Origin of the sequence: Streptomyces sp. NBC_00670, assembly GCF_036226765.1 — a bacterium.
Classification (GTDB): domain Bacteria; phylum Actinomycetota; class Actinomycetes; order Streptomycetales; family Streptomycetaceae; genus Streptomyces.
Map to the genome: position 1 here is coordinate 6,239,701 of NZ_CP109017.1, position 21,490 is coordinate 6,261,190.

Annotated in this window: 8 protein-coding genes; 3 read left to right on the plus strand and 5 right to left on the minus strand. The window is 71.5% G+C overall.

Annotation, left to right across the window (positions count from 1 at the left end; translation table 11 throughout):
• Positions 1-49: 49 nt before the first annotated feature.
• Positions 50-1,495, minus strand: coding sequence for a hypothetical protein (locus OIE12_RS27565; RefSeq protein WP_329139841.1), 1,446 nt, complete (start codon positions 1,493-1,495; stop codon positions 50-52).
• A gap of 230 nt (positions 1,496-1,725) precedes the next feature.
• Here OIE12_RS27565 and OIE12_RS27570 point away from each other — a divergent pair, with 230 nt between their 5' ends.
• Together OIE12_RS27570 and OIE12_RS27575 are read left to right on the plus strand one after the other, a co-directional pair.
• Entirely contained in the window at positions 1,726-2,595 is an 870-nt protein-coding gene (locus tag OIE12_RS27570) for a helix-turn-helix domain-containing protein (RefSeq protein ID WP_329139843.1), read from the plus strand.
• Positions 2,592-2,777 carry a DUF397 domain-containing protein gene (locus tag OIE12_RS27575; RefSeq protein WP_329139845.1) on the plus strand — a complete coding sequence of 62 codons (186 nt, stop codon included), beginning with the start codon at positions 2,592-2,594 and terminating at the stop codon, positions 2,775-2,777. The genes OIE12_RS27570 and OIE12_RS27575 overlap by 4 nt, the downstream gene beginning before the upstream one ends.
• A 52-nt stretch (positions 2,778-2,829) precedes the next feature.
• Here OIE12_RS27575 and OIE12_RS27580 read toward each other — a convergent pair whose 3' ends face one another.
• Genes OIE12_RS27580 through OIE12_RS27595 form a run of 4 tightly spaced genes read right to left on the minus strand, consistent with a single transcriptional unit; the run spans position 2,830 to position 17,557 of the window.
• Positions 2,830-3,957 (minus strand): EcsC family protein, encoded by a 1,128-nt coding sequence (locus OIE12_RS27580; protein ID WP_329139847.1) that lies wholly within the window; start codon positions 3,955-3,957, stop codon positions 2,830-2,832.
• Positions 3,958-3,995: 38 nt separating this feature from the next.
• Complete coding sequence (locus OIE12_RS27585; RefSeq protein ID WP_329139849.1) at positions 3,996-8,153, minus strand: Eco57I restriction-modification methylase domain-containing protein; 4,158 nt, start codon at positions 8,151-8,153, stop codon at positions 3,996-3,998.
• On the minus strand, positions 8,153-11,173 hold the full coding sequence (locus OIE12_RS27590; RefSeq protein WP_329139851.1) for a DEAD/DEAH box helicase: 3,021 nt from the start codon (positions 11,171-11,173) through the stop codon (positions 8,153-8,155). Before OIE12_RS27590 ends, OIE12_RS27585 begins: the two co-directional genes overlap by 1 nt.
• A 39-nt stretch (positions 11,174-11,212) precedes the next feature.
• Complete coding sequence (locus OIE12_RS27595; protein ID WP_329139853.1) at positions 11,213-17,557, minus strand: protein kinase domain-containing protein; 6,345 nt, start codon at positions 17,555-17,557, stop codon at positions 11,213-11,215.
• A gap of 160 nt (positions 17,558-17,717) precedes the next feature.
• Here OIE12_RS27595 and OIE12_RS27600 point away from each other — a divergent pair, with 160 nt between their 5' ends.
• Complete coding sequence (locus OIE12_RS27600) at positions 17,718-21,458, plus strand: sigma-70 family RNA polymerase sigma factor (RefSeq protein ID WP_329139855.1); 3,741 nt, start codon at positions 17,718-17,720, stop codon at positions 21,456-21,458.
• The last annotated feature ends 32 nt before the right edge of the window (positions 21,459-21,490 follow it).

Sequence of the window (21,490 nt, forward strand, 5' to 3'; positions counted from 1 at the left end):
GCTCGAACGACATGGAGGCGCGGGCGGAAGCCCTGCCTCCGCCCCCCGTTCAGAAGTCCGGTGCGTCGGACGCCTGCCGCTGTGGCGCTGACGGGGAGTAGGAGACCACCTTCGGCCTCTTCTTCGCGCTGCGCTGACGGACGCGTGTGGCCCGTTCACGGGGCGTCTCCTCACTCGTCTCGACACCCAGTACGACGCTGTATCCCTCGCGGGCGCGCTCCAGACTGAAGTCCCGCAACTGCTCGACGCTGGTTCCCACGGTCCCGACCAGGCCGAGCTTGACCAACTCCGCGAAATCCGAGCCGACGAGGTAGCGCTCCACCCTCTTGTAGCTGAAGAGGCGCCCACCCCTGCTCCCGCGTGTGCAGTCGTCGTTCAACAGAATGCGGGCGTAGGAGAGAGGGATGTACATGCCGGGCGCCAACTCGGAGTTGGTAGTCGCCCTGTCCCGCCAGTGTGCGAACTTCAGGAAGCACGCGTCCCGGGAGAGGCGCCACTCGTGTGGGTGCACGGAGTCCGAGCTGAGCTTCGAGACACTCTCCAAGCGGTCCATCTGGTCCAGGAGTTGTTTGTTCACCCGGTATTCCTTGTCCCGAGAGCCCAGTCGTTTGTACTGGACGAGGACGAAGCTGTGGGTTGGGTGATGGTAATAGATCATGTCCGTGCCCAGTCGGCTCTCGACCGGAGTGGCATTGACGTTGACGACTTCGAGGCGGCGCCCGTCGGTGTCCTCCAGCACGTGGATGTCACACCGCGCGTCGCCGAGTCCCAACCAGTCGTCGAAACGGGGACCATCGCCGCCCAGGCCGACACGTACATCGTGGTCGATCAAACTGTTCTCCACCGGCTCCGGGACAAGACCCGCGAGGTACGGCGCATCTCGTGAGGCGGGGCGTCTCCAGGCCGAGAGGGCGGAGTGGGGGAAGTCGGTCACCCGGGTCAGCAACTGGGCGGCGTCCCTCTGCTCCTGCCATGCCTTGTCCGCCGGGTCTTCTTCGTCGAAGACGACCGGGTTCAGATTGGCGAACAGCCACTCGATGTACGGGGCCAACTCGGGGCTGTACCGGAGGATCGCTTCGTGGAGCGCCTGCCAGGTTCTTCTGCCGATGTGCCCCGCGCTCCCGGTCAGCGCCCGCTCTACGTGTGCTCGGTGCGTGGAGGAGAGGGAGGCGAGGATTCCGTCGGAGCCGTCCAAGGGCACCGGTTTCGGGCACCTACGCATGGGCTCGATGGTGATGCTGCTGTCGACCGGTCCCACAGTGTTGAAGCGCTGTACCGATCCGATCCAGGTGACGAAGCGGCCGTGCTCGGAGAACTCCCTGCGGCCGCTGTTCGAGGGATGCGACCTGTTGTCGCATACCAGTAAGGCTAACCGGGTGCCGGATTCAGAGGTGTCAAGCCCCGTGGGCAGCCCTTTCGTAAACCGCTGAGTGATGAGCCAGTCGTCTTCGTTCTTGGCCATCTGGACCGAGGTGAGGGTCACTATGTATGTCACAGGCCGACCCTATCGATGCCGCCGGCGCGAGCAGAGGGCTCTGCCCGGCGAAAAGCGTCGGCGCGATCGTCCGTCGGCGCCGATCAGCAGGGGCCTCATCCGAGCTCGTCGGCACGTACGGTGAGTCAGCGTACGGGCACGTTCGGTGGATCGTACGAATTCCTTCCGGCCACTCTGAGCGTTCTCAGGGAGTGGGACCTGGCGTGTGAGCACCTGGAGGTGGGCCGCGAATGACGACCGATCATGTGGAACCGGTGGAGCCGGTGGTGTCGGGTGGGGAGTGTGAGCGGGAGCCGGATCCGTCCGACAGTCTGCGGACGTTCGGGGCGGTGGTGCAGGCGTTGCGCGAGCACGCGGGGCTGAGCCGGGCGGAGTTCGGTGAGCTGGTGCGGTTCTCCAGGCACACGGTGGAGTCCGTGGAGTTGGGGAGGAGGATGCCGGACGAGTCGTTCGTGGAGCGGGCGGAGGGGGCGACGGGGAACACGGGGGCGCTGCGGCGGTCGGCGAAATTTTTGACCCGGGGGGATGTGGGCCTTGCGGCGTGGTTCCGGCAGTGGGCAAGGCTGGAGCGTACGGCGGTGAGTCTCTGTACGTATGAGTGTCGGCTGATCCCTGGGCTGTTGCAGTCGGAGGGGTACGTGCGGGCACTCTGCGACAACGAGATCCCGCCGCTGTCGGACGACGCTCTGGAAGCCACCGTGCAGGTGCGCATGGAACGTCAGCAGCTGCTGCGCGAACGCCCCAACACGGCGTTCGACTTCATCGTCGATGAGGCTGTGTTCATGCGCCGCTTGGGAGGTCCGCACGTTACTGCGGACCAGCTCGACCTCATCCTCGAGCTCAGCCTGCTGCGCAATGTCACCGTCCAGGTCATGTCTGCGAACAGCGAGCAGCACGCCTGCCTTTCGGGGCCCGTACGGCTGCTGGAGATGCCGGACGGCCGCTGGCGAGCGTACTCCGAGGGGCAGGAGAACGGCCGCTTGATCACCGGTGCGAAAGAGGTGAGCCGCATCCATATGCGCTATGCAAGACTGCGTTCGCAGGCACTCTCACCCAAGGACTCCACGAGCCTGCTGATGCGGATCAGAGGAGCGCTATGAACACGTCCGAACTCGGTTGGTTCAAGTCCAGCTACAGCAGCGCGCAGGGGGACGACTGCGTGGAGGTCGCCCTCACGCAGCACACCATCCATGTACGGGACTCCAAGGACGTCACGCGTCCTCACTTCGCCTTCGGGCGTGAGGAGTGGTCGCGCTTCGTACGGTTCGCGGCCGGGGACTGAGCCGCCTCGTCCCGGCGGTGGGCGCCAGGACGCGCACCGCCGGGAAGCCACGTCAGCGGAGGTCGGGGCCGCCCTCGTCGACGATCTCGTCGAGCACGCTGATCTTCTCGTCGGCGTCGTCGGAGACGTCCGCGTCGGTGAACGTCACGAACGCCTCTTCCTCGGCGAGGTACGGGTACTTCTCCAGGAGGAACCGGCGTCGGTATGCCATCTCGGCCGCGTCGACGATCCCTTCCAACGTCGCCCAGTTGAGCGTGGAGCCGACGACGATGCCGAAGGCGGGGACGGCCTTGCCGAGCCCCTTCTTGGTGAGGCGGACGCCGAACGCCTTGGCGAACTTCTCGGCTACCTTGGTGACGAAGGAGTTGCTGAGGACGTCCCACGTCTTGCCGCGAAAGAGCGCCTGGGTGAGCTTCGAGATGTCGGCCATGGCGGCATTCTTGGCGGTGGCCGAGCTTGCGGTTCCCAAGTTGACGACGGACATGATGAAGAGCTTCTCGGACGGGTCTTCGGGGTCGTATCCGTAGAACAGTGAGATCTGGCCGACGGCCCGGGACGAGAGTCCGAGTACGGCTGCGGTATCGGCAGTGAACGCGCCCGCGATCGCTCCGGCCGAAGGCGCCGCCGCGGCGCCGGCGGAGGCGGTGATCGCGAGCTGACCTCCGGTGATCACAAGCCCGGAACCCGCTCCCGAGAGCGCCGCCATGATCGGGTAGTACCAGTTCGCCGCCCGGCCGCGCACCTTCTCGACAAGTTCGAGGTCGAGTTGGCGCACGTCGGAGAGCGAGGCGACTTCGTGGCCTCGCTTGGTGTGGAGCGCCACCACCCGTTTGGGAGAGAGTCCCGCGCGCGAGATCTTCCCCACCGTCTTCCGTACGGACTGCACGGCCGTGCCGCCCCACTCCGGCATGTTCTCGGCGGCGTTGCGTGCCTTCGCGCCGGCCTTGGAGGCGCCCTTGGCTACGAACTCCTGTCCCCGTGACACCGCCGACGCGGCGCGCGGATACTTTTCCAGCTGCTTCGCAGCCTGCTTGCCGAGTCGTGTGACGCCGTTGGCCACGTGGTCGCCGGCGTTCTGCATCGCCTGTGACAGTGGGCGGCCCTTGTACTGCTGGATGGAGTCCCACACCTCGAGTTCGTACTTCGAGGGCATCGGATCGGGCTGGGTCGGGTTGCTCATGGTCCCCCCTGGGATGTGGATGGCGGTGGTGTGTTCTGTCAGGCGCTGTGGCGGGGGCCGCGGCCAGGGGGCGGAGTGAGGGGCGAGGTGTAGGCCTCGCTGCCCACGAGGGGGGACTCCAAGGTGAGGCCGGCGTGTGCCATGCGGTTGTACTCGGTGAGGACGAGGCGCTTGGTGCGGTACTCGCCGTACTTGGCGATCTCGTTGTTCTTGAGGCCGCCCGACTCCGACTGGAAAGTCTCCAGGATGTAGTCGGTGTCCTCGGCCGAGATGCCGTACAGGTGGAAGAAGTAGGCGTCCAGCTCGGCACGGAGCTGTGCCCTACGGGCCTCGTCCCAACGGAACGGCTCGCCCTCGTCGCCCAGGTCGCGGGCGAGGGGGGTCATGTCGTAGGCGGTGTAGACGAGTTCCAGTACGCGGGGGAGGAGGAAGGGGAGGTGCGGTTCGAGGGCGGTGGGGGTGGGGACGGGCAGTTGCTTCCACACGAACAGCTTCATGTGCGCGTCGCTGATCTTCTGTCGGCTGACGAAGTCGAAGACCAGGGAGGACTGGGTGGCGATGAGGGCGGCGACCAGGGGCGGGGAGACGCGCGGGAGCATCAGAGGGTATGTGTGGCCGACGGCGGCTCGCGGCAGGAACGCGGGAATGGCCGTTCGCTCGTTGGTGAAGTACGTGACGTCACGCCAGCCGATCAACCAGTCATGCTCCCAGTTCACTTCGGCGAGGCGGTCCGCGATGCCACGTTCCTCCAGTTCCTTGCCTCTGCGAACGGTGTCGATCGGTCCTTGTTCCGCGACCCAGTAGCGAGGGTCGGCGCAGGCGGTCGGGTCCTGCTTCTCGGTGAGATCGATCCGACGGCGGTCTTCGGTGCCCGTTCCCGTGTAGCTGTTCCAACGATGGTCGAACAGGTGCGCCATCTTGCCTTCGTACAGGGGCAGCATCCGATCCCTGCCCCGCAGGAACAGGTTCCCGTCCAACCGCCACCCGGCATCCTCCAGTTCCTTCCGCGACTGGAAGAGGTCGGAGTCATCGGTCATGTTGAACAAGTTCTTGAAGCTGAGCCCCCACGGATTGCCGTTCCGGTTCCCTTCGTTCCACAGCACTGGCATGCGCCGGTAGATACCTGCTGTGAGGACTGCGTCGCGCTGGGAACGGAACTTCGGGAGTGTGCCCGTATTGGGGTTGATAAGGGCCAGGTCCTCGGGACTCAGGGCGAAGACGCGCTCGGGATCGTCGAGTTCGGTGATATCGCCGATGGAGAAGCCGAACCGAGCAGCACTCTGCCGCAGGCCACGTCCAGCGAGGGAGAGCAGGCAGAACGACTGCTTGGAATCGATGTCGAACCACTTGCCGCCCTGGGGCAGCGCTGCCGACCTGGGCCGCCTCACCTCGAAGTCGTAGAGTGAGACCAGCGACCTCTGGCGTGTGAAGCTGGAGAAGAGGTGTTGTGAGCCCGCTCCCGTCGCGATGGAGGTCGGCAGGATCACGCCGAACCGCCCCTCCACCCCCACCACGCTGGACATGCGCTCGGCGAACAACGTGTCGGTCTGGAGAGAGTTCACTCCCTTGACCGTCAACCCCTTCGCACACAGCGGAAACACTCCCGAGTTCGCCAGGAAGTGGAAGTTCCCCTTCACCGTCCGCCGCGCCTCCCGGTACCGCGCCCCCGCCTCCGGATGCTCGACCTCCCACTCCGCGATCCGCGTACGCCGAGCCGTACCGGAGATCGCCGCGATGTCCGGGTCGACCACGCTGAAGTACTTCTTGTCCTCGAAGTCGACCTTGTCCCACGGCGGGTTGCCCACCACGCACGAGAAGCCGCCTGCCCAGCCCGTGCCCGGGTCGACCTTCGCGGCCTCCGCCGAGCCGTCCTCCGGAACCGTGAAGATCTCCGGGAACTCCAGGTGCCAGTGGAAGAACGCGTACTGGTCCCGCAGGCGCGTGATCTCCTCGTGTGTGGATTCCGGGGCCGCGTCGCCCTCGGGGTCCTCCAGGCCGCGGAACACCTTGTCCGTGACGGCCGGCGGTGCGTCCTCCCGCTTGACCCAGACGAACGCCGCGCACCACGCGTCGGCCAGGTGCAGCGCCTGCCGGTAGTCGCCGGACGTCGACCACGCGCGGAACGCGGCCTCCTTGCGGCGTACGTCCGCGAGGTCGCCGGCCGGGGCCGCCGTGATGCGGCGCAGGCCGGACGCGAACGCCGTGTTGGCGACCCGCGTCTCGGACTCGACGTCGAACAGGCCGCCCTGCCCCGCCCGTTCCTGCTCGTTGCGGGCGAGCAGCATCTTCGCCCAGGCCTCGTCGTCGCCCTCGGCCTTCTTGAACGCCTTGTCGGGGATGCCGTCCCGCATCAGCGCGGGCGTCGCGCCGATCAGGCCGTTGCCGTGGCGGATGTGGGCATCCAGAAAGCCCAGCGGACGGCCCGGTTCCATGGCCTCCAGCCACAGGGAGACCTTGGCCAGCTCCACGGCCATGGGGTTGAGGTCGACGCCGTAGACGCAGCGCTCGACCACCTCGTGCAGCGCGTGCCGTACCGCCTCCGCCGTCGGCTCGGGGTTGCGCTCGCGCACTGAGGCGACCCGCTTGGCGATGCGACGGGCGGCGGCGACGAGGAAGTGGCCGGAGCCGCAGGCAGGGTCGCAGACGGTGAGGGACAGCAGTTCCTCGACGATGACACCGGCGGCGTCGGCGGGGTCCGTGCGGCCGGACACCGTCGCCCGCTGCTCGCCGCGCTTCACGGCGTCGTCGATCACCGGGTTCAGCGTCGAGTCGAGAAGTGTCTCGGTGAGCGCGGTGGGCGTGTAGTAACTGCCGGTCTTCTTGCGGTCGTTGCCGAGGCGGTCGACGAGGGCGAAGGTGCGGTCGGAGGCGCTGTGCTTGGGGACCAGCTCCAGCAGCGCCTCGTAGACCGAGCCCAGTTCCTCGGCGCCCATGTTGCGGTAGTTGACCGGGCGCCAGCGCGAGGAGCCGTGGTCGCGTACGCGGGCGAGGTGGCGTACGGCCTCCAGGAAGTACCGGTTGGAGAGGCGGACGCCGGCGAGGGGCCCGTCGGCGTCCGTGGTGTTGAACAGGCCGCCGAGGCCGCGCAGGGCGAGCTCGGGGCGGCCCTCCTCGTCACCGAGGGCGGCGAGGACGAGTTGCAGGGCCTCGTACTGGTCGCTGTGGGCGGTGCCGGTCCGGCGCAGGGCGCGCTCGCGGAGGCGGACCGTGGAGAAGTAGCGGGTGTAGCGCTCGCGGGCCCGCTCGTCGGCCCGCGGGTCGGGCAGGGCCTCGCGGTCCTCGGCGACGAAGAGGAAGATCAGCCGGTAGACGAGGCGGAGCAGGGCGGACTGGAACGCGGCCGGGTCCAGGTTCTCGCGCAGTGCCGCGTTGTCGGGGTGGCGCAGGAAGCCCGTGCCGAGCGCGGTCAGGGCGGCCTGGACGCCGTCGCGGTAGTGCTCCAGCGCGCGGGTGCCGGACTCGATGGCGACGGTCCGCCAGCTCTCCAGCCAGCACGCCGACGGCGGCGCCCCCTCCGCCACCTCGAACCGGGACACGTGCAGCAGTCGGTACAGCAGCACGAACTCGCTGAAGAGTTCGCCGTCGAAGATCGACTCGAGGTCGAACTCGACGTAGGACGCCGTCGCGAGGGCGCTGGAGTCGCGGAGGAGGCGGACCTGGCGGCCGTTGGTGAGGACGGCCCACAGGTGGGCCTCCGTGCGGTTCAGGCACTCCTGGAGCATCGACTGGGGCGGGACGCTGCCCGGGCCGGCCGGGCGCTTGTCCAGCTCCGCGTTCCACGCGGTCTGGTGGACGAGGGCGTGCTGCCAGTGGTGGGAGACGGGGAACTTCTTCTCCGGGTCGGAGTCCGCCGTGATGCCCGCCGGGCCGACCGGGGTGAGCCGGCCGAAGCCCAGCTCGCGCCAGAGCGGGGCGAGCCAGTCCGTGCCGGCGCGACCGGTGGGGTCAGTGGACGGGGCGCCCGTCTCCGCCGCCCCGGGCAGGTGCTTGCGCAGGTCGCGCCAGAGCGGCTTCAGGTACTCCCAGCTGCGCTCCGCCTCGTCCCGTACCGAACGCGAGGACGGCAGGCCGTAGTCGGCAGGGCCCGAGCCGGGGACGTCCTTGCCCTCGGAGACGCGGACCAGCATGTCCGCCGGGAGCAGGCCGCCGACGGTGTGGACGGCGGTGAACACCTGGTTGCGGGTGGTGGCGGACATCAGGCGGTCACTCCAGCGGAAGCAGAGGGAGCAGCGGAAGCAGTGGGAGCGGAGGGAGCGGCGGGCAGGTAGACGTAGGCGCCCAGGACGTCGGCCGGCTTCTGGGCCGTCACGGACAGGCCGCGGACGATCTCGCCGGAGGCCGCCCGCACCCTGCGGTGCGAGGCGTCCAGCTCGGTGGCCAGGCCGTCGCCGTACGACTCCAGGTACGGGCGTACGTCGTCCAGTTGGCCGAGGATGCGGGTCATGGTGCGCTCGCCGGAGGCGGGGGCCGTGTTCTCCGTCGCCTGCGCGTCCAGCAACGCCGTCGCGCGCTCCGGCGGGAGCCAGACCGCCTTGCCGGGGGCTCCCTCGAAGGCGAGCAGGCGGGCGTCCTCGGCCACCACCTGCTTCTCGCCGTTGCGGGAGGGCAGGGTGAGGTGGAAGCGGTAGCGGACCAGGAGCAGCGTGGTGCGCGTGCTCACCGCGTCCGTCGTGACGACGCCGCAGCGGCGGGCCGGGCGGGCGCCGTCCGCCTCGGGGTCCAGGGCGGCGTTCAGCACGTGGGAGGCGAGCGCGCCCACCACCGGGTCCGTGCGGACGAGGGCGGCCTCGCCGCGCGCCACCGCCGGGTCCGTGCGGAACGGGATCGGACGGTCCTGCTCCACCGTCTCCGGGCCGAGCACCGGGGCGAGCGCGTCCCGCAGGCCGGCCGGGGTGCCGCCGACCTGCGCGGTGAAGTCCGCGCCGGAGGAGGCGGACCCACTGGACACCTCGGACACGCCGGAACCGCCCGGTCCGCCGGACTCGCGCAGCACCGCGCCCAGCGCGTTCAGCGACTCCCGTACGAACGTGTCGAGCTCGCCCGCGCCGCCCAGCGCCTCCCGTACGGCGGCGACCTCGCGGGCCACCTCCTCTGGGTGGATCGAGCGCTGTGCGAACCGCGAGCGGGACGCCTTCTCGCGGTCTGCGGCCGAGTTCCAGTCCTGCTCCAGGTCGGCGAAGCTCTGCTGGAACGCGTCCGACTCGAACAGGGCCTCCTGCTCGCCCTGGCGGCCGCGCAGCAGCAGCCACTCCACGATCGCGTCCGTGACGCCCGTCGACATCTCGTCGGGGACGGAGACGGAGATGCCGAGGTCCTTCTTGATCTGGCGGTGCTTCTTGATCAGCACCTCGAGCACCTTGCCGTCGATGCCGTTGTCCTCGCCGTACAGCGTGATGACGCGGACCTCGTCGCGCTTCTGCCCGTAGCGGTCGACGCGGCCCTCGCGCTGGTCGTGACGGGTGGGGTTCCAGGCCAGGTCGTAGTGGAGGACGGCGTCGAAGTGGTGCTGGAGGTTGACGCCCTCGGAGAGGCAGTCGGTGGCGATCAGGACCCGGCGCGCGGCGGCGTCCCCGCCGGCCTCCGCCGCCAGCTCCTCGATGCGTTCGATGCGCTGCTGCGGGGAGAGCGTGCCGGTGACCGCCCTGACGACCGTCCGCGCGCCGAGCGGGCCGCGCTTCTTCGCCTCGGGGTCGTTGCCGAGCTGGTCCGCCAGGTACTCGGCGGTCGGGATGTAACGGCAGAAGACGATCGGGTTGTGGCCGTCGGCCAGGAGCGCCTTGAGATGCCTGATGAGCGCCTTCAGCTTCAGGTCCTGCGCGGGGCCCTCCAACTCCTTGGCCCGTGCGGCGAGTTCGGCCAGGCGCGAGCCCGCGTTCTCCTCCGTCTCCGCGCCGGGGGCCACGTCCATGCCCTCCAGCGCGTCGCTGTCCGCGGAGTCGCTGGTGAGCGGGGCGCCGAGCCGGTCCGCCTCCTCGGCGGAGGCGGCCACCGCGGCGGCGGAGCGGGTGCGCAGGGTCTGCGCGGCCGCCCTCGGGGAGGACACCAGCGAGCGCAGCAGCGCGATCGCCGACCACCAGGCGATACGGGCCTCGCGCCGGCCCCGGCCGTCCGCCTCCTCCACGCGCTCGCTCGCGTAGGCGATCGCGTCGTCGAGGAGGGCCCGGTAGGCGGGGGAGAGCTTGTACGTCTCGTCCTTGAAGTAGCGGTCCGAGGGGAACGCCGTGCGCTCGGCGAGCGAGTCGTCCGCGAGGCCGTCCTCCTTGGTGAGGTACTGCCGTACGTCCGCCCGCTTGCGCGCCACGAAGTGCTGGGCGAGCAGCTTCCGGCCGGACTCCGAATCCAGGTCCACGCGCGCCAGTTCGGGTCTGACCAGGGCCAGCAGATTGCGGAACGCGGACTCCTTGCCGCTGTGCGGGGTCGCCGTCACCAGCAGCAGGTGACGCTCGGCGTCCTCGGCGACGCGGCGCAGCAGCTCGTGGCGGAGCTGGTTCTGCGTGCTCACCTTCGTGTCGTCGGCGGTGACACAGGTGTGCGCCTCGTCGACGATCACCAGATCGGGGCAGTGGCGCACGAAGTCGTCGCGGTGGCGGGTGGACTTGATGAAGTCCGTGGAGACGATGACGTGCGGGTAGCGGTCGAAGAGGGACTGGCCGAGGTCCAGGCCGCGCTCCAGGCGGGAGACCGTCGAGGACAGCACCAGTTCGGCGTCGATGCCGAACTTGGTGCGCAGTTCCTGCTGCCACTGCTCGGCCAGCGCGGGCGAGCACAGCACCGCCAGGCCCGTCGCCTCGCCCTGTGCCAGCAACTCGCTCGCGATCAGGCCCGCCTCGATCGTCTTGCCGATGCCGACGTCGTCGGAGATCAGCATGCGCACGGTCCGCTGCCGCAGCGCCATCAGCAGCGGGACGAGCTGGTAGGCGCGCGGCTCGACCGCGATTCCGGCCAGCGAGCGGAACGGGCCCGCGCCCGAGCGGAAGCCGACGCGGAGCGCGGTGCGCAGCAGGCCGGCGGCACGCTGGTCGCCGAGGTCGCCGGGGGCCGGGGGCGCGAACTCGGCGCCCTTGACCGTCTCGAAGGCCGGGAACACCGCCGCGATGTCGTCGTCCGAGCCGCCCAGCGGGCGCAGTACGAGCAGGTCGGGCTCGCTCTCGGGGAGCACGACCCAGTCCCGGCCGCGTGCGGTCACCAGCGAGCCGGCGGAGTACGTGAGTGCCATGTCAGTCGTCTGTTTCCTCGAAGGGCCGGGTGCGGGCGGTCAGTCGGCGGCGGGGGTGCCGAAGCAGTCGGTGTAGGACGCGGCGAGCGCGTCCCAGTCGTCGCCGGGGCGGAAGCGTACGGCCTCCCAGCCGGCGTCGAGGAGGCGCTCCTCGGCGTCCTCGTCGCGCAGGGCGCTCTGCTCGGTGTCCGGCAGGTCCACGAAGACGGCCAGGCGCGTGCCGGGCTCCCGGTAGACGTAGTCGGGCATCGCGTTGGCCTCGGTGAGCAGGGTGGCGGTCTCCGTCGGCAGATGCAGGCCCCGGGCCTTCAGCCAGCCCAGGAAATCGCCCTCCGCCGCCAGCTCGGCCGCCGCCGCGGCCTCCACCGGCGTCGGCACCGCCGTCGGCCCGGCGGTGTCCGCGACCAGGCGGCGGTACTGCTCCGAGCGGGACTCCCCGCGCGCCTCCCGCGTCGCCGTCGCCGACGCGAGGCGCACCAGGAGCGCCGCCACCGTGTGGCGGTCGATGCGGGCGTGATCGAGCTGGTTGCCGTATGTCAGCAGGCACTCGTAGCAACCGCGCGCGCAGGCCCGGCCGGGGCGGTGGGCCTCGTCGCCCTCGTCCGTGCCGTCGGCCGCGAAGTGGCAGATCTCCAGGGCGCGGCGGGCCGCCCGGGCCAGCGCGTCGTCCTCGGCCTGGAGGCGGCGCAGCACGCCCGCGCCGCCCTCGGCCGCCTCCATGAACAGGATGCGGCGGCGGGGGCCGTCGTCCGGCGGCAGCAGCTCGGCGGTCAGCTCCGCGTCCTCCAGCTCGAACGCCGCCTCGATGCCCCGCTCCAGCGCGTACATCAGCGTCAGCGCGACCGGCTCGGGCAGCGCCTCGTCGAGGGTGACGACGAGGATGTTGCGGCGGTCCTCCACGAACGGGATGACCCGCTTCTTGCGGCGCCGCTCGTTGCCGTCGGCGTCCACCAGGTCCAGTTCGCTGACGTCGCCGGAGGCCTCGGCGGCGTCCCTGTCGGTCATCCAGCGGCCGTCGGCCAGGTCGAGCCAGTAGCCCGGCGGCTCGTCCTGCTTGGCGCGCACCCGGCCGGTGTTGGTGATGCGGACCGTCGCCGAGTCGCCGTACGTGATCCCGGCGAGCGGCCCGCCCGCCGCGTCGGCGACGCTCGCGTTGAGGCGGCCCCGGCGGGCGCCGTGGTCGTGGAAGCGGTACGACGTCTGGAGCCGGAACCCGGCCCGGCGCCGCTCCTCCTCGTCGGAGGAGATCCGCTCCCGGCGGGTGGTGTACACCGTGTGCAGGTGGAGCAGCCCGTAGGTGGCCGAGCCCAGCGGCTCGTCGCAGAAGCCGCAGCGGTCCTCGCGGTTCTGCGGGTCGTGGTGGTAGCCGCAGTGGGCGCAGCGGCGGGCCTCGCCCGTGGTCAGCTCGCCGGAGGAGTCCGGCGGGAGCTGGATGCGGGTCACCTGGTAGCGGGCGCCCTCGTGGTAGATGAGCGCGCCGGGGCCGAACTCGCGGATGGCGAGGAAACGGGGCCGCTGGAGGTAGTCGCCGTCGCCCCGGCGGCGGCCGACCGTCGGGATGTAGGCGGCCAGCGGCAGGCGCGGGAAGCTGTAGCCGGGCAGGAAGCCCTCGGAGGCCAGATAACGGTAGGGGTTGAAGTCCGAGAGGACCGACTTGCTGTCGACGCTCTCGTTCATCAGCAGGTTGAGCTGGGTCTCCGCCTCGCGGCGGCGGGCGTTGGCGCGGTTGCGGTCGTACTCGGTGAGGCTGTAGTCCAGGCGCCGCTTGTTCTGCGTGTACTGGTCCAGCAGAGCGGCCCGGAACAGGTCGCGCCAGCGGTCGAAGGCGTCGTCGAAGCGCTCGGGGACCGTGCGCACCCGGTCCTGGATCCAGTCGTCGTGCCACCAGGTGGTGTCGGCGAAGTCGGGCAGCAGCGGGCCGAGGACGCGCAGGGCGGCGTCGACCGTGCGGCGCCGGGCGCCCTCGTCGTGTGCGGCCGCCGCGATTTCCGGCAGGAGCTCCAGCGCCGGGTCGGGGCGGTCGCCGGTGTCGGGGTGGGAGACGTCCAGGACCTCGGGGATCGCGCGGCCGAGCCGCAGGCCCGCCTCGGCGATCCAGATGCCCTGGAGGTGGGAGAGGACCAGGTCCTCGTTGGCGAGGTCCAGACGGGGCGGGGCGACCGCGCCCGCCACCATGCGCTCGGAGCGGCGGAAGTAGTACTGGTCGTGGCTGTTGCCCGTGGCGCAGTACGTCGTCACCAGCGCGGGCTGGCCGCTGCGGCCCGCGCGGCCGGAGCGCTGGGCGTAGTTGGCGGGCGTGGGCGGCACGTTGCGCATCATCACCGCGTTGAGCGAGGAGATGTCGACCCCCAGCTCCATCGTCGGGGAGCAGTACAGCAGCTTCAACTCGGCCTTGCGGAAGGCCTCCTCGCGCTTCTCCCGGTCCTCCGGCGCCACCTGCGCGGTGTGCTCGCGGGCGAACAGCCCGGAGAGGGCGTCGGCGGTCTCCCGGTACAGCTTGAGGAAGAAGGAGTTGATGCGCGGGCCGTCGCCGCTCTGGTAGGTGCGGGTGAGCGGGTCGTGCGCGCCCGACTCGCCCCGGCCGGCCCGCCAGACGAGCGACTGCGCCGCGACCCGGTAGCCGGTCGTCGTCGGACCGGAGGGCCTGCGGTAGCGGCCGGGGCGCCGCGGGGCGGTCTCGACCTCCTTCACCAGGCCCGCTCCGGTGAGGACCGTGAGCAGCTGGGCGATGATCAGCTGGAGGTCGTCCTGGTCCAGGCCCGCGAACGAACCGTCCGCCCGCTTCAGGTACTTGCCGTACTTGCCGCGCGCGGAGAGGAACAGACTGGAGCGGTCGGCGCCCGGGCGGGAGGGGTGCGGGTACGCCGTGCCGACCCGCGGCTTGTCACCGGCGGAGAGGATCCAGGGGTCCACCAGGCGTTCCTCGGTGGCGCGTTGCAGCGACTCGAAGGTGTCGTCGCGGAAGTACGACACGTCGATGGCGAGGGAGCGGCGCATCTCGTTCAGCAGCGTCTTGACGATCTCCGCGCGCAGGGCGGGGTCGGCGTCCCGGAGCGCCGGGTGCGTGTCCGCCCAGCGATCCTGCTTGCCGGCCACCCAGTGCAGGTCCTCGTAGTCGATCTCCAGCAGGCCCGTCTGCTCCAGGTTCGGCATGGTGATGCGCCAGCCGCGCTCCAGGTCCAGATAGAGCCGGAAGGCGACCACGTCACGCAGCGTCCGGGCGGCGTTGCGGGCCAGGCCGGGGGAGAGGTCGGTGTCGCCGGTGTAGTCGGCGGGGGCGAGCGCGAGGGCGTTCGTCACCGCCGAGGCCAGCTCCTCGTGGTGCAGACCGTCCGCGCCGGCGTCCAGGGCCGCGCGGTACAGGGCGCCGCGCAACTGGGTGATCTGAACGAAATCGTTGAAGTGGCCGGCCTGAAGGGAGGCGTCCTGACGGTTGTCGACGAAGGTGAGGAGCTTGCGCGCCTCCTTGTCCAGGGCATCCTCCGGGACCGACTTCAGCGAGCGGACGATGGACGCCGAGACGAGGGAGGTGGCGGAGGAACGGCCCTCCTGGTCGAGGGTGGCCAGCTTGGCGAAGTCACGGCCGCGGGTCTGCTCGTAGGCGACACCGCAGTGGAGGCAGAACAGGAAGGGGGAGGGGACGAAGGCGGCCTTGAGCTCGCCCTGGCCCTCCCGGCCGTGGGGGTCGACGGTGACCGCGCGCGGGACACGATCGCGGTAGGCGCGCTTGACGACCTCCTGGCCGCGGTCGTCCACCTCCAGCCAGGACTCCGGCAGCCGGCGGTCGTCCACGGCGTACTGCGTGTTCGACGGCCACTCGCGCTCGTGGTCGACGTACAGATAGCCGTCGCCCTGCCGGCCGCCCGTCGCGGAGGTGTCCCGGCGGGCCTCGTAGCGGACCTCGCCGTCCTTCTCGGTGCGCCACACCGTCAGGTACTCCTGCCCGCACTCCCGGCAGAACGCCAGCGGCATCAGCGACTTGCCCCCGCTGCCGGGCTGTTCGAGCTGGTAGGAGCGGGTGAGATGGCGGGAGGACTTGTCCTCCAGGGTGACGTAGACCGTGTCCCCCTTGGAGAGGAACTGGTGCAGCCGGAACGCGAACAGGGGCCGCTCGGTGACCGGGTGGCGGGCCTGCGAACCGGCCTCCAGAGCGGCGCGGATGGCGGCGGCGCAGTCCTCGGCGGGCACGCCGGACGCCTCGCTCAGCTCCTGCGACGCCGCCTCGATCTTCGCCGGCCGCTGCCGCACCAGGCGGCCCGACTCGTCGTCCTCGACGAGGCCGAAGCGGCCCTCGATCCAGCGGGCCAGCGGGTCGCGCACCAGGTCGTCGTAGCGGCGCGGGGCGGCGGGGGTGCGCAGCCGCTCGGCCGGGACGGTGTCCGGGGCCTCGCCGGTGGCGCGGACCAGGGTCTCGCCGATGACGTGCTCCGGCCGCACCCGGGTGCCGAACAGGGTGCTCGCCACATCGGCGACCACCTGGCGCTGGTCGGCCGCCGTGCCCTCCGTCGACATGGTGGCGGAGGTGCCGACGCACTGGAGGGCGGAAGCCTGGCAGGCCTCGCGGACCCGGCGGATGAGCAGGGCCACGTCGGCGCCCTGGCGGCCGCGGTAGGTGTGCAGTTCGTCGAAGACGAGGAACTCCAGGCCCCGCGCCATGGTGATCAGGCTCGCCCGGTCGGCGGGACGGGTGAGCATCAGCTCCAGCATCACGTAGTTGGTGAGCAGGATGTCCGGCGGGTTGTCCCGGATCTCCTTGCGCCGGGCGTCGTCCTCCTGACCGGTGTACCGGGCGAAGGTGACGGGCTCCTGGCCGGCGCCGTACCCGTCGCGCAGGTACTTCTCCAGCTCGCGGAGCTGGCTGTTGGCGAGCGCGTTCATCGGGTAGACGATGATCGCCCGGACGCGCTTGGTGGCCCCGGAACCCTCCTGGTCGCGCTCGCGCAGCACCTTGTCGACGATCGGCACGATGTAGGACAGCGACTTGCCGGAGCCGGTGCCCGTCGTCAGGACGTAGGACGCCCCCGCGGCGGCGGCGTCGATCGCGTCGCGCTGGTGGCGGTGGAGGGTGAGCGGCCGGCCGTCGCAGACGGTGCCGCCCTCGGTCTTGCGGGCCTGGAAGATGCGGGCGCACTCGGGGTGCAGCACCTTCTCCTGGGCGAGTTCGACGACCGTGCCGCCGCCCTGGAAGAAGGGGTTGAGGGAGAGCCAGGGGTCGGGCCACTGGGACTTGCCGTCCAGGTCCCGCTCGACGAAGTCGGCGACGCGGTCGTCACGGATGACGGTGCCGCCCTCGGTGAAGGAGCGGTAGTCCTTGATGAGGGCGCGGTGGACGCCGAAGACGTCCATGACGGAGGAGGGCGTCGGGGGTGTGGCCGTGGTGGTCGGGGTGGCGGCGTCTTCGGGGCTTCTCCCGGGTCCGGGTGCGGGCGCGGGAGCCGGCTCGCGGAGAGGGGCCGTGGGGTCCAGGGCGCCCCAGTGGGGGAGGAGGGGGTGTCCGTCGTCCGCCGTGGCGAGGGGCAGGAGCGCGTCCCGTACGGTGACGGCGTCGGCGGGACGGTCCGCGGGATCCTTGGCCAGCAGCCGTTCCACCAGCCGGGCCAGCTCGGCGGGGACCTCGGCGCGGATCGCCCGGACGGGGGCGGGCGGCTGGTTGACGTGCCGGTCGGCCAGCTCGTACGCCGACTCGCTGGTGAACGGCGGGACGCCGACCAGCATCTCGTACAGCACACAGCCCAACGCGTAGAGGTCGGCGGCCTGTGTGACCTGCTTGGCCTGGCACTGCTCCGGCGCCATGTACCGGGCGGTGCCGACGCTGACGCCGGTACTGGTCAACCGGGTCTGGTCGGGGTCCTCGACGACGCTGCCCATGCCGAAGTCCAGCACCTTGACGGTGCCGCCCTGGGTGAGGACGACGTTGGCGGGCTTGAGGTCGCGGTGGACGACGCCCGCGGTGTGGGCGGCGGCCAGCCCGGCGGCGATCTGCGCGCCGATGGCGGCGGCCCAGGCGACGGGGAGCTGCGGTTCCTCCGCGATCAGATCGCGGAGGGTCTCGCCGTCCAGGAACTCCATGGCGAGGTAGGGGAGGGGGGTGGCGTCCTCGTCCTCGGCGGCGACGGTGCCGCCCGCGATGAGGCGGGTGAGGTTGGGGTGGCGGAGGCGGCGCATGATCCGCACCTCGCGTGCGAAGCGCTGCATCGCCTTGGTGTCGCCGCCGGTGTCGATCCGGTTGCCGGTGCGGCCGCGCAGGACCGTCTTGAGGGCGACGGTGCGTTCCGGGGTGCCCTCGGGGGCGTGCAGGTCCTCCGCCTGGTGGACCTCCCCCATGTTGCCCCTGCCGATGACGCGCCCGACGCGGAATCTGCCGTCGACCAGCCCCTGGCTCACTGCCGCTCCCCTTGTCACTGTGGTCCGTGTTCCCCTGTGCGCGCTGAGTGTTCGTCACCGTACACGAGATGGATGAGGAGCGGTAGCGCTCTATCTGTTGACATCATCAACGCGCGGAATTACGGTCCTGATTGAAACAAGCTGGGGGGTGACCGGGACGGTGCTGCGACCTGTGAACGGGGAGGAGTCGTCCGACGTACGGGCGGCGCTGGGTGTGCTGCTGAAGCGGCTGAGGCGCGCGGCGGTGGACGGCGTCGTGCCGGAAGGGGCCTTCCTCGCGGCCGTACGGGAGCTCGCGCTCGGCGACGACGAGCGGGAGCGGGTACGCGACGAGCTGGCCCGGCTGGGGCTGCCCGTGCGGAGGTTGCACGTGCACACAGACGGCGACTCGCGAGGTGCGGAAAAGGTTGCACGTGTCGGCGGAAAGAGTGAAGAAAATGTGTTCTCCGCGCGTGTCATGACGGCGCGGGCGCTGCTGGCGCGTTACGCGGACGCGGAGGGACGGGTCGCTTCCGGCGCGCTGGAGGGGGTCGTACGGCTCGCGGGGCTCGACGCGGCGGAGGCGGCGGAGCTGCGTGCGGCGGTACGGGTCCGGGTGGGGCGGGCGGAGCCCGCGGGTGGTCCGGGGGGACCGGTCGGCGTCGTGCCGGGGAGCGGTGACGCCGCGGCGGATGTGCCGGTTGCCGACGACGCCGCTCCGGACGTCCCGGATGTCGCGGACGTGGCGGAGGGGCCGGACGGTCTCGACGGGGCGATGGCGGCGGCGCGGGCCGTTCTGGAGACGGACCGCCTCCGGCGGGGACCGGAGAAGCGGCTGCTGAGCGCGGAGGCCGAGGTCGGGCTGGCCGTACTGCTGCGGGGTGGGCCGGAGCGGATCGCGGAGGAGGCCTCGGAGGAGGAGCTGAAGGCGCTGCCGGGAGGCGACCTCCGTATCCGTGCCAGGGACTGCCTGGTCGTCCACAACCTGCGGCTCGTGCACTCCCTGGTGCGGTCGCACCTGGAACAGGGGCTGGAGTACGAAGACCTGGTCCAGCACGGTGTGCTCGGGCTGATGCGGGCGGCGCGGAAGTTCGACCCGAGAATGGGCAACAAGTTCTCGACGTACGCGACCTGGTGGATCCGGCAGTCGATGAGCCGGGCCGTCGCCGATGAAGGTGCCCTGATCCGCATCCCCGTCCACATGCACGAGCAGGTGCGCAAAGTGGCGGCGGCCGAACGGAACCTGGCCGCGCGGGGGCGTCCCACGACCGCGGCCGACGTGGCGGTGGCCTGCGACATGACGCTGGAGAAGGTGGAGCACGCCCGGCGGCTGAGCCGCCGCACGGACTCGCTGGACCGTGTCATCGGCGACGGCGCGACCCTCGCGGACTTCGTGGCGCGCACGCATGCGCTGCCGCCGGTGGAGAAGCAGGTGGTGGGGGAGCTCTTCGTACGGGACGTGCTGGACGTGGTGGACACCTTCACGGAGCGCGAGGCGAGGATTCTCGTGCGGCGCCTCGGGCTCGACGGGCAGGAGCCGTCGACGCTGGACGAGCTCGGAGGCGAGTTCGGCGTCACACGGGAGCGCATCCGGCAGATCGAGGCGAAGGTGCGGCCCGCGCTGCGGGAGCGGCTGCGCGAGGTGGGCCTGGTCGGCCTCGACGCGGCGTGCGAGAGGGCCGAGCGTGCGGCGGAGAAGGCGGCGGTGGCCGCGAAGTCGGCGCGGTACGCCCGGGCGACGCAGGCGGCGCGGACCGCCCGCGCCCGGCAGGCCCTCCGCCGGGCCCGGGCGGCACGACTGGCCGGGGCGGAGCGCGTGACGCGGACGGAGAGTGCGACCCGGCCGGAGAGCATGGCGGGGACCGTGGCGGAGTCGGAGTCCGTGCGGGTGGAGCCGGTACCGGCGGAGCCCGTCACGGTGGTTCCGGGCGGCGGTGGAGTCGGTTCGGCGGAGGCCGTGAGGGCGGTCGAGGGTGGCGGTCGGGCTGGTTCGGAGGAGGCCGTCACGGCGCTTCCGGGCGGCGTCGAGACACCCGTGGAGCCCGCTCCGGAGGTTTCCAGCGGCGCGGAGGTCCCGGCGGAGCCCGTACGGGCGGCCCCTGACGGTGGCGAGGGCGTGCGCGCCGGGAAGCCGGGCGTGGTCGCCGCCGACTGGACGCGTGCCCTTCGGCTGGCGAAGGCGCCGGGCGGGCAGAGTTGGCTCGCCGAGTACGCGCTCGCCGCCGTGGGGCAGGAGAACCTCGTGGCGTACCTCGGGCAGACGGCGGCCGAGGCGGCCGTACGGGTCGCCCGGGACCGGCAACCGGCCGACCGGCCGGTGCTGACCGCGCTCGAAGTGCTCCGACGCGTCTTCGACCACGTCGCGGACGCGGGGCTGCGGCCCGAGGACTTCTTCGGGCGGCCCACCGAAGCGCTTCGCGGGACGACGCCCGGCGCCTACCTCGCGACCAGGCCGCTGGTGAACGGCGAGTCGCGGCTCGCGGTGCGGGACGCGCTGCGCGAGTTCCTGGCCGCGGTGCCGGCCCGCCCGGAGGAGACGGCGCAGCCGGGGCGAGCGGAGCAGCCGGAGGTGGCGGAGGGACCGGAGGTGGCCAACGCGCCGGAGATCGCCGCCGAGTGGGGCAGGGCCCTGACGCTGGCGCAAGCGCCCATGGGCGGAGGGGTGCCCTGGCTCGCGGAGTACGCGGTGCTGGCGTTGGGGCAGCGGCAGCTGACGGACCTGCTGGGCTCGTCCGCGGGGGACGCGGTGGTACGGGCCGCGCGTGAGCGGGGGACGCTCGACCGCCCCGTGGTGCGGGCGCTCGAAGCGCTCAGGGAGGTCTTCGACGGCGTGCGGGAGCTGGGGCTGCGGCCCGAGCACTTCTTCGAGCACCCCGCGAAGACGCTGGCCGGCGCGACGCCGCGGGCACACCTTCGTGCAGCGCCCCTGACGGGCGTCGCGCCGCGCCGAGCCGTGCGCGAGGCGCTCCGCGAGTTCACCGCGAGGCACGCGGCAGCGCCGGCGGCGGAGCGCGCGCGGGTCGAACCGCCGCGGGTGGAGCCGCCGGTGGCGGCAGTCGAGCCGCCGGTCGTCGAGCCGTCGAGCGTGGTACCGGCGGCCGCGGAACCGGTGGCGGCCGAGCCGGCGGTCGTGTCCGCGATGGAGGAGTCGCCGTCGGCGGCCGTACCCCCGGCGGTCGAACCACCGGCCAGCACGGCGCCGTTGACGGACGACGTCGACGGGCTGGTCGCCGGGGCACGGACCCGGCGTGAGGTCGGGCTGGCTCTGCTCGTCCGTGAGTACGACCGTCGGCTGAGGGAGGAACGCTGCAGCGCCGACGAACGTCTCGCGGCGGTCCGGGCAGAGGGCGAGCGGCAGCTCGACGCGTGGGAGGAGGAGCTGCTGCACCGTGCGGACCAGGTGCGGGAGCGGCGCGAGAGGCATCTCCAGCGGCAGGCCGAGGAGCGGCTCGCGGAACTGAAGGAGCAGCACCGGGAGCGGCTGCGTGCGTACCGCGAGGGTGCCGAGAACCGGATCAGCGACCTCCAGTCGCGGCTGGCGGACGCCCGGGCGGCCGGCGCCGAGCGGGAGACCGAGCTGCGGCAGGCCGAGGCGGCCGCGGCCGAGCGGGAGCGCGCGGCCGCATCGGCGCGGGAGGAGTACCGCCGGGGCGCCCAGGCGCGGGTGGCCGAGCTGGAGCGGCGGCTGCGGGAGAGCGAGGCCGCGCTCGCACAGCGGGACCGGTTCGTCGAGGCGGCCCGCACGAGTGCCGAGGAGGCCGAGCGGCAGGCCACCGAGCGCATCGCGCGGAGTGAGCACGAGGCCTGGGTCGCCCTCACCGATCTGCGGGCCCGGCTGGCCGACACCCAGGCGCAGCTCGCCGCCGTGCAGGAGGCGGCCGACAGCCGTACCTCCCTCCGGGACCGCTGGCGTCGGCCCTGAGCCCCCCAGCTCCCGCCTCCCGTCCGAGTAGT